General features: G+C 35.1%; 12 protein-coding genes. All 12 read left to right on the plus strand.

The window, feature by feature from the left end; translation table 11 throughout:
• Positions 1 to 8: 8 nt before the first annotated feature.
• Positions 9 to 1442 carry a phosphomannomutase gene (locus ACRRSW_RS08850; RefSeq protein WP_432459140.1) on the plus strand — a complete coding sequence of 478 codons (1434 nt, stop codon included), beginning with the start codon at positions 9 to 11 and terminating at the stop codon, positions 1440 to 1442.
• Between the two features lie 50 nt (positions 1443 to 1492).
• Positions 1493 to 2617: a GDP-mannose 4,6-dehydratase gene (gene gmd, locus ACRRSW_RS08855; RefSeq protein ID WP_432459141.1), complete on the plus strand. Its 1125-nt coding sequence runs from the start codon at positions 1493 to 1495 to the stop codon at positions 2615 to 2617.
• 6 nt (positions 2618 to 2623) lie between these two features.
• Positions 2624 to 3550 carry a GDP-L-fucose synthase family protein gene (locus ACRRSW_RS08860; RefSeq protein ID WP_432459142.1) on the plus strand — a complete coding sequence of 309 codons (927 nt, stop codon included), beginning with the start codon at positions 2624 to 2626 and terminating at the stop codon, positions 3548 to 3550.
• Complete coding sequence (locus ACRRSW_RS08865) at positions 3543 to 4715, plus strand: DegT/DnrJ/EryC1/StrS family aminotransferase (protein ID WP_432459143.1); 1173 nt, start codon at positions 3543 to 3545, stop codon at positions 4713 to 4715. Before ACRRSW_RS08860 ends, ACRRSW_RS08865 begins: the two co-directional genes overlap by 8 nt.
• A 76-nt stretch (positions 4716 to 4791) precedes the next feature.
• Positions 4792 to 6147, plus strand: a complete 1356-nt coding sequence (locus ACRRSW_RS08870; RefSeq protein WP_439037771.1) for an oligosaccharide flippase family protein — start codon at positions 4792 to 4794, stop codon at positions 6145 to 6147.
• The gene (locus tag ACRRSW_RS08875) at positions 6144 to 6749 is read left to right on the plus strand and encodes an acyltransferase (RefSeq protein WP_432459146.1); all 606 of its coding nucleotides are present in this window, start codon (positions 6144 to 6146) and stop codon (positions 6747 to 6749) included. The genes ACRRSW_RS08870 and ACRRSW_RS08875 overlap by 4 nt, the downstream gene beginning before the upstream one ends.
• Before the next feature lie 5 nt (positions 6750 to 6754).
• Complete coding sequence (locus ACRRSW_RS08880) at positions 6755 to 7684, plus strand: glycosyltransferase family 2 protein (RefSeq protein WP_432459147.1); 930 nt, start codon at positions 6755 to 6757, stop codon at positions 7682 to 7684.
• On the plus strand, positions 7681 to 8415 hold the full coding sequence (locus tag ACRRSW_RS08885; protein WP_432459148.1) for a glycosyltransferase family 2 protein: 735 nt from the start codon (positions 7681 to 7683) through the stop codon (positions 8413 to 8415). The genes ACRRSW_RS08880 and ACRRSW_RS08885 overlap by 4 nt, the downstream gene beginning before the upstream one ends.
• 161 nt (positions 8416 to 8576) lie before the next feature.
• Positions 8577 to 9626: an EpsG family protein gene (locus ACRRSW_RS08890; RefSeq protein WP_432461107.1), complete on the plus strand. Its 1050-nt coding sequence runs from the start codon at positions 8577 to 8579 to the stop codon at positions 9624 to 9626.
• A gap of 18 nt (positions 9627 to 9644) precedes the next feature.
• A complete protein-coding gene (locus tag ACRRSW_RS08895; RefSeq protein WP_432459149.1) occupies positions 9645 to 10745 on the plus strand; it encodes a glycosyltransferase family 4 protein in 1101 nt (366 codons plus the stop codon).
• Positions 10738 to 11832, plus strand: coding sequence for a hypothetical protein (locus tag ACRRSW_RS08900; RefSeq protein ID WP_432459150.1), 1095 nt, complete (start codon positions 10738 to 10740; stop codon positions 11830 to 11832). The genes ACRRSW_RS08895 and ACRRSW_RS08900 overlap by 8 nt, the downstream gene beginning before the upstream one ends.
• A gap of 17 nt (positions 11833 to 11849) precedes the next feature.
• Positions 11850 to 12953, plus strand: a complete 1104-nt coding sequence (locus ACRRSW_RS08905) for a glycosyltransferase family 4 protein (RefSeq protein ID WP_432459151.1) — start codon at positions 11850 to 11852, stop codon at positions 12951 to 12953.
• The last annotated feature ends 8 nt before the right edge of the window (positions 12954 to 12961 follow it).

Consider the following 12961-nt stretch of genomic DNA (forward strand, 5'->3'; position numbering starts at 1 on the left):
GAGCGAGCATGTCAACGGTAAGCAATTTAACCAGCAGTAAAATAATTGAAGATAGTGGTGTTGCCTTTGGTACTAGCGGTGCAAGGGGCTTAGTGACGCAGTTGACAGCGAATGTATGTGCTGCATTTACACATGCGTTTATCGAGAGTATGCGTGCTAATTTTAGCTTTGATATGGTCGCCATAGCGATAGATAATCGCCCTAGCAGCTATGCCATGGCACAGGCTTGTGTTGTAGCCCTTAAGCAGCAAGGTATCCAGTTTGTCTATTATGGGGTGGTGCCAACACCTGCGCTTGCGTATGTGGCGCAAGAAGACAATATGCCAGCTATTATGGTCACAGGAAGTCATATTCCTTTTGATAGAAATGGCCTTAAGTTTTATCGCCCAGATGGTGAGATCTCAAAAGCGGACGAACAGGCCATTATTGCCACTGCTGTACCCTTTGCTCCGCTTGAGTGCCTACCAGAACTGGAGGTTAATAGCCGCGCTGCAGATGAATATATCACACGTTATACTTCGCTGTTTCATGAACCGTTTCTAACTGGTAAGCGAATTGGTGTTTACGAACATTCGAGTGCGGGTAGAGACTTATATTATCGAATTTTTGAAGCCTTAGGTGCAGAGGTGGTGGCTATCGAACGTAGCGACAGTTTTGTACCTATTGATACTGAGGCAGTATCACAAGAGGATAAGCGTAAAGCAAAGGGCTGGGCGCAACAGTATAATCTTGATCTAGTGTTCTCTACGGATGGTGATGGTGATAGACCGTTAGTGTCAGATGAGAATGGTGATTGGTTACGCGGCGATATTTTGGGCTTACTCTGTGCGGACGGGCTTAATGTTAGTGCTTTGGCTGTCCCTGTAAGTTGTAATACTGCTATTGAGTTGAGTCAAAAATTCGAATGTGTGAAACGGACTAAAATTGGTTCACCCTATGTTATCGCAGAATTCGAGCCATTGAGTCAGTTGTACACATCCGTCGCTGGCTTTGAAGCCAACGGTGGTTTTTTGTTAGGTAGTGATGTCAAGGTTAATGGACGAATGTTAAAAGCCTTACCTACAAGAGACGCGGTATTACCGGCAATTATGTTGTTAGTGGCAGCACAGAACACCAATATCAGCGTGTTAGTTGATGAATTACCCCAGCGGTTTACCGATAGTGACCGGATCCAAAATTTTGCGACAGCAAAAAGCCAACAAATCGTCGCAGATGGCGTAAAAGATCCGCAGTTATTAATACAACAGTTGGGGTTTGTCGGCTTAGATGTAGTATCTGTAGATACTACTGACGGCTTGAGAATTGAGCTTACCAATCAGCTTATTATGCATTTACGCCCGTCAGGCAATGCCCCAGAATTACGCTGTTATGCTGAGGCTGCTACTGCTGAGCAAGCTATTGAGTGTGTACAAAGAAGTTTAACTAATATTAGGTCTCTATAAACCTACTATTAACGTTTAATTGATTAAAAATGTCGAGTTGGAATTAAGTAATGTCTAAAAATAAAGTTGCCTTAATTACGGGTGTGACCGGTCAAGATGGTTCTTACTTAGCAGAGCTGTTGTTAGAAAAAGGCTATGAAGTTCATGGTATTAAGCGACGTGCATCCTCACTGAATACCGAGCGTGTTGACCATATTTATCAAGATAATCATGAACAGAATCAAAAGTTCTTTTTGCATTATGGTGATTTAACTGATTCGTCAAACCTTACGCGTATTATCAAGGATGTGCAGCCTGATGAAGTCTATAACTTAGGTGCTCAGTCACATGTTGCTGTTTCGTTTGAGTGCCCAGAGTACACTGCAGATGTTGATGCCATGGGAACATTGCGTTTATTAGAAGCAATACGTTTTTTAGGCTTGGAAAAGAAAACTAAATTTTACCAAGCCTCGACTTCAGAACTTTACGGTGAAGTTCAAGAAATCCCACAAAAAGAAACCACGCCTTTTCATCCTCGTTCACCGTATGCGGTAGCCAAAATGTATGCTTACTGGATCGTGGTGAACTACCGCGAGTCTTACGGTATGTATGCCTGTAACGGCATTTTGTTTAATCATGAATCGCCTCGCCGTGGTGAAACATTTGTGACCCGTAAGATTACTCGTGCCATCTCGAATATTGCTCAGGGTTTAGAAAAATGTTTGTACCTAGGTAATATGGATGCGCTACGTGACTGGGGTCATGCAAAAGACTATGTGCGTATGCAATGGATGATGTTGCAACAAGATAACGCAGATGATTTTGTTATCGCTACAGGTAAACAAATTAGTGTACGTGAGTTTGTTTCCTTAGCGGCCAAAGAAGCTGGCATTGAACTTGAATTCTCAGGTGAGGGTATAGAAGAAATCGCTAGGGTTAAATTAATTACCGGTGATAACGCCCCAGCGTTAAAAGTCGGTGATGTTATAGTACGCGTTGATCCACGTTACTTCCGACCAGCAGAAGTCGAAACGTTATTAGGCGATCCCTCCAAAGCTAAAGACAAGTTAGGGTGGGTCCCACAAATTACCGTAGAACAAATGTGTGCAGAAATGGTTCAACACGACTTAGGCAAAGCTAAGCAACATGCAATTTTAAAAATTCATGGTTATAACAAATCAGTTGCAGTCGAGTAAATAGTAATGAAAATTTTGTTAACAGGAGCGAATGGTATGGTTGGCAAGAATATTCTTGCTGTTGCCGCTGGCCATGCACATGAGTTTTTAGCACCAAAGAGCGTTGAACTAAATTTGTTAGACGCTTCATCTGTACGTCGGTATATAGCGATAAATCAACCCGAAATGGTAATTCATGCAGCTGGTGTTGTAGGTGGTATACAAGCAAATATGGCTGAACCTGTTAAGTATTTAGTAGATAATATGCAAATGGGGCTTAATATTCTTACTGCTGTAAAAGATGCGGGTATTAAAAAATTCTTAAATCTTGGAAGTTCGTGTATGTACCCTAGAGATGCTATTAACCCTCTGGCAGAAGATTTAATTCTTAAGGGAGAGCTTGAACCTACTAACGAGGGTTATGCTCTAGCTAAAGTGACAAGTACACGCCTTTGTGAATATATCTCTCACGAGGACCCTGAGCGTTTATATAAAACGATTATCCCGTGTAACTTATATGGACGGTTTGATAAATTCTCACCTAATCATTCACATATGATTCCCGCTGTTATTCGTAAATTGGATGAAGCGAAAAAGAATCAACTATCACAGGTTGATATATGGGGCGATGGTGAGGCTCGACGAGAATTTATGTATGCAGCGGATTTAGCGGATTTTATTTTTTATGCTCTAGATAACTTTTCCGCAATGCCACAAAATTTGAATGTAGGCTTGGGTGAAGATTATACTATCAATGAATACTACCAAGCTGTAGCTGATGTGGTTGGTTATAAGGGGACGTTTACGCATGACCTAAGTAAGCCTGTTGGTATGACCCAAAAACTAATTGATAATTCGAAACTCAAAGAGTTTGGCTGGAGCTATAAAACTACCTTAGATATCGGCATCAAAAAAACCTATGAATTTTATTTAAGTGAGTATTGTAATGATTAATTACGCTTTAGCAAGTAGCACCTGGGATGAAAATGAGTATTCAGCTATTCAACGAGTTATTAACTCTGATATGTTTACAATGGGTAAAGAAGTTGCTCAGTATGAACAAGATTTTGCTGAATTTTTTGGTTCAAAATATGCGTTAATGGTTAGCTCTGGTTCAACTGCAAATTTACTGATGATAGCAGCTCTATTTTTTACCAAAAATAAATCATTAAAATTAAAACGTGGCGACGAAATTATTGTACCGGCTGTTTCATGGTCTACAACTTATTTCCCACTTCAACAATATGGATTAAAAGTTAAGTTTGTTGATGTTGACCTTGATACATTGAATATAGATTTGGATAAGTTAGAACTCGCAATAACAGAAGATACTCGGGCTATTTTGTCTGTTAACTTGCTAGGTAACCCTAACGATTATGTTCGTATGAATAAAATTATCGCAGGACGAAATATTTTTATCTTGGAAGATAACTGCGAATCGATGGGTGCAACGCTTAATGGTAAGCAAGCTGGTACTTTTGGCGTAATGGGGACATATAGCTCATTTTTTTCACATCATATTGCAACTATGGAAGGTGGATGTGTTGTTACTAATGATGAAGAATTATATCATATTTTACTTTGCATAAGGGCTCATGGTTGGACGCGTAATTTACCTAAATTCAATAAAGTGAGTGGTAAAAAAAGTGATGATGCGTTTGAAGAGTCATTTAAGTTTATATTACCCGGTTATAATGCTCGCCCTTTAGAGATGAGTGGTGCGTTAGGTATTGAGCAACTTAAAAAGTTGCCTGGCTTTATTGAAACTCGCCGTAAAAATGCAACATTGTTCCAAAAGCTATTTATTAATCACCCTCATCTGAGGATCCAACGAGAGACTGGTCATAGTAGCTGGTTTGGCTTTTCATTGATTATCAAACAAGATGCTCCATACAATCGAGCTGAGCTTGTTAAATTATTGATGGAAAATGGTATTGAATGCCGACCTATTGTGACAGGAAACTTCTTGAAAAATACAGAAGCTCTCAAACATTTTAACTATGAAGTTTTTGGTAGTCTAGACGCTGCGGAATATCTCGATGGCCACGGCTTGTTTGTGGGTAACCACCAGAATGATATTGAAAAAGAGATTAAACTCCTGGCTGAAATACTATGCTAATTTATGATGATCAATTTTGAAAAATTATAGTCTAATAAGTTCCACATCGTGGTATACAATTTCAAAGTTATTGGTCTTGAGCCTTAATTTTGTGTCCATTCCAATATTTACCCACCTTTTAACAACGGGTGATTACGGCGTCGTTTCATTATATACGGTTTGGATAGGCATTTTAACACCATTTATTGGCTTAGGATTACACCTAAGTGTATTTCGTGCGAAAATTGAATATCAAGATAATTATGAGAAGTATGTATCTAGCATCGTTTCGTTGGTTTTTGGACTTTTTTTGTTATCTCTATTAATTTTTTATTTTTTTAGAGTGGAAATATTAATAGCCACTAAAATTCCCGATGAATTGTTTTTTTTGCTTGTAGTTCAAGTGTTGATGTCTATTTTAATCAGTATAGGTTTAGGGGCATTCCAGTTTCAGTATCGTTATCGAGTGGTTTCTATTCTTAATTTTTTGAGAGCATTGCTATCAGTTCTTTTCTCAATAGTGTTAATTATATATGTTTTTTCTGATAATAAAGTAAACGGGAGGATTTTAGGAGGGTTTATTGTTGAGTTAATTTTAGGGGTGGGGCTGACTACTTACTTTATTTTCAAAGGTCGGGTTTTCTTTAACTATAGTTATTGGAAGTTTGGTCTAGTTTATTCCATCCCGTTTATTTTTGGGAGTTTGAGCTTTATTTTAAATAGTCAGTTCGACCGGATACTGATTAACGAATATATGGGTAGTTCAGAAACTGGCTTGTATAGTTTTGCGTATTCTCTCGGCATGTTATTATTACTTTTAGGCGTTTCTGTTAAGCAAGCTATTAATCCGTGGGTCTATGAAAAATTAGATGCTAAAGATAAAAAGCCTGTTGTTAAACTTTATCAACAGTTTATTTGTGTATTTAGTTTAGTTACTATTTTAATGCTATATATATCTCCAGAGTTGGTTCAGCTGTTATCTGCTAAAGATTTTTGGAATAGCGCAAATATCTTACCGTGGATAGTTGTGGCTGCATATTTTCAGTTGCTTATTCTAAATGAGCAAGAAACGCAAATGTTCTTAAAGAAGACAGCTGTAAACTCGTTCATAATAGTTATTGGTGCCATATTTAATATAGTTTTGAATTTTATATTTATACCTCGATATGGCTCAATGGGGGCCGCCATCACCACGTTAGTCACTTATGTCGCCATGTTTTTTTGCATGTATTATGTTAACAATTCTATTTTAAAATACCCTCTTGTGAAAATGAAGTGTTATATATTTTCCATTGCTTACGTGTCCACTTTTTCAATGTTATTCTTTTTTATAAAAGATAGCTATTTATTCAGAGGGTGTGTGTGGGGGCTAACTTTATTAGTTCTTCTACAATATATTCGCAGTGAAAGGAATAACTTTCTGTTTAGCAGGAACCAACAGGAGAAGACATGATATCATATTTGAAGCAGTGGATACTTTGTCTCAATAGAGAAAGACATCGAATTATTGATTATCTTTATTTGAGGTGTCATGGCGTTGAAACAAGCTATGGTTATTGTCGCTTGGTCGGATTTCCGGTTATTTCAAGGGTAAAAGGTTCGGCAATTATCATTGAAGATAACGTTACGGTGGTATCCAAAACAAAAGGGAATATCGCTGGTGTAAATAATCGCTCAATTATTGCAACAATTGCTCATGGAGCAACGATAACATTGAAAAATGGTTCAGGTATTTCTGGAGCGAAAATGGTTTCTGCTATCTCGATTGAATTAGGTAAACATAGTGGGTTGGGAGTTAATTCAGTCGTTTATGATACCGACTTTCACCCAATTTGTGGTAACGCAAGGAGGAGGCAAAAATCAATTCAAGACGCAAAATCGAAAAAAGTGTTGATTGGTGATGACGTATTGATTGGTGCTAACTCAATTATTTTAAAAGGGACCGTTATTTCAAATAATGTTGTTGTTGGTGCTGGTAGTGTTGCTGCGGGTCAAACTTTGGTTCCAAATAGTGTATATGCTGGCAATCCATGTATAAAAGTGAAGGATATTTAGGGAACATGAGCAAAGCTAAACTTATATGTATGACGCCCATAAAAAATGAAGCATGGATCTTAGATAAATTCTTGGCTGCAGCTAGTGTTTGGGCTGATCATATCATAATTGCAGATCAGCATTCAGACGATGGTTCAAAAGAGATCGCATTAAAATATAAGAAAGTTATTTATATTGAAAATAATAGTAAAGAATTTAATGAACCTGAACGTCAAAAGTTATTGATTACCGAAGCTAGAAAAATACCGGGTAAAAAATTACTTGTAGCATTAGATGCGGATGAATTTATTTCTGGAGACGCTTTTGAAAGCGCTGACTGGAAAGAAATGATTAATGCAGAGCCTGGCACCGTATTTAAATTTAAGTGGCCCTTTATTACTAATACGTTTGATAAGTATTGGGCTGGCGAAACAGCAAAGATGCCGTTCGCTTATATGGATGATGGTGCTGAACATGTTGGTAGTAAAATTCATAGTATCCGCATTCCTTTTCCAAAACATGCAAAAGAACAACAAATTCATGATTTTGTTGTGATGCATTTTATGTATACTGACTGGAAAAGAATGCAGAGTAAGCATCGTTGGTATCAGTGTTATGAGCGATGTGAATACCCTAAAAAATCGGTCATTGCAATTTTTAGACGATATAATCATATGTACCGAGTAAGGGATTCTGAAAAAAATATCATTCCTGATAGTTGGTTCATTACTTATTCAAAATTGGCAATTAATTTAAAGTCAACAGTAATTAATCAAAGCTATTATTGGGACCCGCTAGTTGATGAAATGGTGAAAGCATATGGCAAGGAGTATTTTAAGTATATTGACCTTCCAAATAATAATAATTGGTTACTTAAATACTTACGAAAAACTAGAGGGTTTGAATATTTACTCATTGAAAAGATATTTGATAAGATGTTTGGGGGGATAAAATGAACCCTAGGATTTCGGTTGTTACTGTCTCTTACAATAGCGAAAAGACAATAGAGAAAACTATTCAATCAGTTCTCAGTCAGACGTTTACTGATTTTGAGTACTTGATTATAGATGGTGGTTCAACAGATTCAACTATTGATATTATTAAGTCCTACGAAGGGGCATTTGGTGGAAGATTAAAATGGGTATCCGAATCAGATAATGGCATTTATGATGCTTTTAATAAAGGTGTAAATTTGGCGAAGGGTCATTATGTCGGTTTTATAAATAGCGATGATTGGTATGAGCTAAATGCCCTAGAGTTAGTAAATAATGAATTTTATTTAGATAAAGATTTATATTATGGAATGTTGCGTGTTTGGCAAAATAACGTTGAAGTTAAAACTTATATCAATCATCCGGAAAACATTAGTAAAGAGTCTTTAGCTCATCCGTCAGTTTTTATAAAGAAGACTGTTTATGAGTCTCTTGGTGGGTATAGTTTGAAGTATAATAGTGCATCCGATTACGATTTTTTCATTAGAGCTATTAGTAAAGGCATTTCAACAAAATCTATAAATAGAGTTATTGCTAATTTTTTAAGAGGAGGAGTGTCTGGTACAAGCTTAGGATACTTCGAAACTCTCAATATAAAACTTAAGTATGGTTTTATAAGTAAGTACCTATACTTATATATGAGTAAGAGAAAAATGATAATAGACTTCTTACGATTTAATAACATTATCAAATGATTCATTATTATATTTAGGCTTTTATATTGTTGACTATTACTCCTACGTATGGAATAGGTGCTGCTATTCTTACTGTTATGTTTTGGCTTTTATTTTCAATGCCATCTTTATTTATTTTATTCTGTTGGTTTGGCGGATTAGTGATAGCGTTGACATCAGATATGAAAAGCTATTTTATTCCCTTCATTATTGGTCTGTTATTATGCCTTTTGTTTTCTTTGATTTCTTATAGCATACAAGATGTTAGCGATTTTCATAATTATAGATTAATCATTCAGAATATAATTGCTAATGGCATTGATTTCGATGTAAGAGGAGGGGAGTTCGGATTTCACTTGTTAGTTTATTTGTTGACCAAAATAATTGGGAGTGATGAGAGAGTTGTACATTATTTCGTGTTGGTTTTGACTAACTTTATTCTTTTCACTGCTCTATTTAGGGTTAATCCTAAAAATGCCTTATTTGTATTTATCACGGCACAAATTTATTATTTGCTAATGATAACCCCTTTTTTGACCAGACAGTTACTTTCGTTTAGCCTAATTTTACTATCTATTTCTTTTCTTCGATATAGATATCTTATATGGACATTGGCATTCTTTACTCATTTTTCAGCGTTAATTCCAATATTAGGCTTGTTATGCGCCAATCGACTATTTAAACAGAATGTTTTTTTTGTTCTTCCGATTTTAATTTCCATAATATTATCCTTTACTTTGAGTGTTGACTTCTTCCATTTTTTGGTTGATAGAAGTTTAGTTCCGTCGTTTTTAGAACCAAAAATTACTTTTTATTTGAGAATATTTGAGGATTCTGGGTTCGATAAGTTAGCTCTTCTCTTTGTTATCTGGATATTTTTATTGTTGTATTTTTATTTGGGCAATAAGCTAGATTATGTAGCAAAGAATGTTGCTTCGATTTATTTTACAAGCGCATTATTAACTCTATCCACTATTAATATACCCATACTTCCTACTAGGTTGGGTTTTCCGTTGTATTATTGTTTGCCTATCATTTTTATTGTTATCCCATTTAGTTTTAACTATATGGCTATAAAAAAGTGGTTGTATGTTTTTACTCCGTGTGTGTTTGTATTAATAATATCCTTGTATAGAGTGTACATTAATGATTTTGCAGTTCCCTGGCTGTTATTGGCTGAACGGAATATATTAATGTCACCAATTATTGATTATTTCACTTATTTTATTTGATTTCATGTTAGGTATTAGATGATTGATTCGGGACGCAGGTTATTAATTTTTTCACATGAGTATCCACCTTGTTTAGGTGGTGTTGGAACTATAGCGTTTGAAGTAAATAGATTTTTTCAATTAGATAGTAGTTGGGACGTTGAAGTCTTAACTTCTCCTCGCTCTAAAATATATAAAAGCAGTCAGCTTAAATGCACTAAATTACCTTCAGTTTTTTGGCCTATTTCTTATTTTCGCTTGTTTAAAAAATCCGTAACTATGGCAGATGTTATTATATGTAACGATCCTGCATCTATTTATAATGCTGGTCGATATTTAGATAATAAACAGCTCCAAAAAGTCATTTGTCTGGTTCATGGGGAAGAAAAGTATCTAGATGAAAAGAATACTTTCGCATCAATAATTACATTTGGTAAATTCTTCAGAAGAGCATTGAATGGTTGTGCTAAGGTTATTTGGGTATCAAGTTATATAAGAAATATGTATTCAAAAAATTACGCAATCACGGTGAATATGGAACGTTCTAGGGTTATAAATCCAGGTGTCTTAGATGTGTCTTTCGACGGTAGTAAATCAGATAGAAATAATGTCATTAAATTTGTAACCGTCTCTAGAATTCATAAGGACAAAGGGTTCTCACATATGTTGAGTGTGTTTAATTCCCTATATTCTCAAGGTTTTAGTTTTCAATGGGATATAATAGGAGATGGTCCTTATGCCGAAGAGTTATTTCGATTGGTGCATGGTAGTAACATCAGAGACAAAATTAGAATACTAGGTCGTATTGAAAGACATAAGCTAGGATATTATTTTGCTGGTTGTGATTTTTACATTTTGTTGTCAGAACTCCACGAGTCTTATGGTTTGAGTTATTTGGAAGCTGCTAGTTTTGGCGTTAAACCAATCGGTTATGATAGATGTGGTGTTACAGAAGTTTTCCGTTATATTCAAAATGGGTTGTTGCTTAAAGATTATAAAAATGTCGATTCAAATGGATACGAAATTTTAAATTTCGTTAATCAGTCTAATGATTTGAAAGCGTCGACAAGTCGGACTGTTAAAGATTTTTTAAATGAAATTAAAATGGTTTTGGATGAAATTGTTAAAATAGATGACTAAATATATTTTGTTTTCTGAGCACGAGTCTTATTATCGTGAGTTAGGTCTTGAAAATGTAGCTGACTATGATTTTGTATTTGATGGAGCTAGATTATATAAGAATGACTTCGTCTCTTTTAATCGATATGAGGCGTTTGTTTGCGCTTTTTATACATTACCACATAATGTAGTTATAACTCTGAAGTTTAATCGCTTAGGGAAGAAAACTATATTATGTTCTGATGGTTTGTTTGATTTTGCGAATGCAATTGAAAATGTAATGGTAAAAAAGTACGATTGTGTGATGTACCACCCTATCATTCAAGATTTTTTTCTATGTATAGGAAGTCGTGAAAAAGATTATTTTAATAGTTCGAATGGGCGGGCAAAGGTTTGTTATTATTTACCTAGAAGAGTTTTATCAAGTAAAGAAATTATGAATATTCCCACTGAACCTCGGGTGTTGATCACCACAGCTAATACTGCCTACTTTAATAATTCCGAGTTTATTAGGCTAAAAAATTTGCTTATTGACGCGATTGATGTATTGATTTGTGAGGAAATAAAATTTTCATTACGTATTTTTGATACTGCTTTGTATCGTGCGATTAGCGATAAATTTGATGTTATTTTACATAATGATATAAGTAAGTCATTTGAGAATACAGTTTGTTATTACTCTTCTGTGATTACTACTCCAAGTAGTGTTGCAATTACAGCTATGTTTCAACAAAGGTCTGTCGCATTGTTAGTTTATAGAGATACTCCAATGCTCTTTCAAACAGGTTGGTTATTCTCTTCAAAAGATGTAATTAAAGATTCGTTATCTGGTTTTTTATCATTTGATGAAACAAGAATGTTGATTCAATCAAATTTTTTAAAAGGCTATTTGTCTGATCATAATATATCAGAAAATATCATTAATATTGTTGAAAATAATAGTTTCGTTTCTAGACATGAAGAATTGCTGACTAAACATATTAACGTTAGTCTAGCAAATATGTTGGACTCAAAATTCAATCTAAATGTCGAATGGTTTATTAGAAGAATTTACTTGAAATTTAGACATTCAAAGTGGATAAAAAAGTTTAAATTGTCGATTCGATAAATACGTATGGAATTTATATGAAGAAAATATTGCATTTACAGTTGCTTCCTCTATTGAGTGGGGTTCAAAGAGTTAGTTTGAACGAAATTCAAGAGATTCTCCAAGAATTTTCTCATGATATTGAATATCAGATGGCTTGTAGCTCTTTTGGCCCTTTGACTAAGAAACTCGATGAAATTGGCGTTGTTACTCATGTTATCCCAACATTAAAAAGAGAGATATCGCCTTATAATGATATTGTTTCCATCTATCATATTTATAAGTTGGTTCGACGTGAAAAATATGATGTGGTTCATACTCATTCATCTAAGACCGGTTTCGTCGGACGCATTGCATCTAAATTGGCTGGCTCTAAGAAAATAATTCATACAGTTCATGGTTTTTCATTTCCAGCAGCGAATAGCTTTTCTGCTAAATTATGTTTTTTTATAATGGAATGGTTAGCGAAATTTTTTACAGATCAGTTAATTGTTTTAAATAATGCGGATCGAGAAATTGCGATTTACAAATTGGGATATAACAATAAAGCTGTTAAAGTAGTTCCAAATGGTGTTGATGTTGATTTATTCTCCCCAGCTGATAAAACCAGTAATGAATTCCGTATTGTTATGGTTGGTCGGCTATGGAAACAAAAAAACCCAATGTGCTTGTTGCGCGCTTTTAAGAAGGTTGTTGAAATCGATAGTTCTATTACTTTGGACTTTGTTGGAGATGGAGATCTTAGGCATGAAATGCTTTCTTTTATCGAAAATAACAATCTCTCGAGAAATGTTAAAATAGTTGGATGGAAAGATGATGTATTTAACCTTCTGAATAGTTACGATCTATTTGTTCTTCCTTCTTTGTGGGAAGGTATGCCGTTGGCTATACTAGAGGCTCAATCTTGCGGATTACCTACTGTTGTTTCTGATATTGCGGGAAATAGAGATTTAGTCACTGATGGTTTTAATGGCCTTTTATTCGAAACAAACAATGACGATATTCTTTTTGAAGCAATGAAGCGTTTGTATTTAGATAGAAATGAGTTAAAGCGTTTCTCTAATAATGCTAGAAATAATGTGTTGCAAAACTTTTCAAATAAGAAAAGAAATTTGGATGTGATGAGTATTTATTTGTCTTGAATTTATTT

It is taken from the genome of Agarivorans sp. QJM3NY_25 (assembly GCF_050870875.2).
Classification (GTDB): Bacteria; Pseudomonadota; Gammaproteobacteria; order Enterobacterales; family Celerinatantimonadaceae; genus Agarivorans.

What these genes read in the sequence shown, in the direction of transcription:
- ACRRSW_RS08880 (WP_432459147.1), top strand. Translation starts at nt 6,755, where the DNA reads ATGAGCAAAGCTAAACTTATATGTATGACGCCCATAAAAAATGAAGCA.
- ACRRSW_RS08890 (WP_432461107.1), top strand. Translation starts at nt 8,577, where the DNA reads ATGAAAAGCTATTTTATTCCCTTCATTATTGGTCTGTTATTATGCCTT.
- ACRRSW_RS08850 (WP_432459140.1), top strand. Translation starts at nt 9, where the DNA reads ATGTCAACGGTAAGCAATTTAACCAGCAGTAAAATAATTGAAGATAGT.
- ACRRSW_RS08900 (WP_432459150.1), top strand. Translation starts at nt 10,738, where the DNA reads ATGACTAAATATATTTTGTTTTCTGAGCACGAGTCTTATTATCGTGAG.
- gmd (WP_432459141.1), top strand. Translation starts at nt 1,493, where the DNA reads ATGTCTAAAAATAAAGTTGCCTTAATTACGGGTGTGACCGGTCAAGAT.
- ACRRSW_RS08885 (WP_432459148.1), top strand. Translation starts at nt 7,681, where the DNA reads ATGAACCCTAGGATTTCGGTTGTTACTGTCTCTTACAATAGCGAAAAG.
- ACRRSW_RS08860 (WP_432459142.1), top strand. Translation starts at nt 2,624, where the DNA reads ATGAAAATTTTGTTAACAGGAGCGAATGGTATGGTTGGCAAGAATATT.
- ACRRSW_RS08895 (WP_432459149.1), top strand. Translation starts at nt 9,645, where the DNA reads ATGATTGATTCGGGACGCAGGTTATTAATTTTTTCACATGAGTATCCA.
- ACRRSW_RS08875 (WP_432459146.1), top strand. Translation starts at nt 6,144, where the DNA reads ATGATATCATATTTGAAGCAGTGGATACTTTGTCTCAATAGAGAAAGA.
- ACRRSW_RS08865 (WP_432459143.1), top strand. Translation starts at nt 3,543, where the DNA reads ATGATTAATTACGCTTTAGCAAGTAGCACCTGGGATGAAAATGAGTAT.
- ACRRSW_RS08905 (WP_432459151.1), top strand. Translation starts at nt 11,850, where the DNA reads ATGAAGAAAATATTGCATTTACAGTTGCTTCCTCTATTGAGTGGGGTT.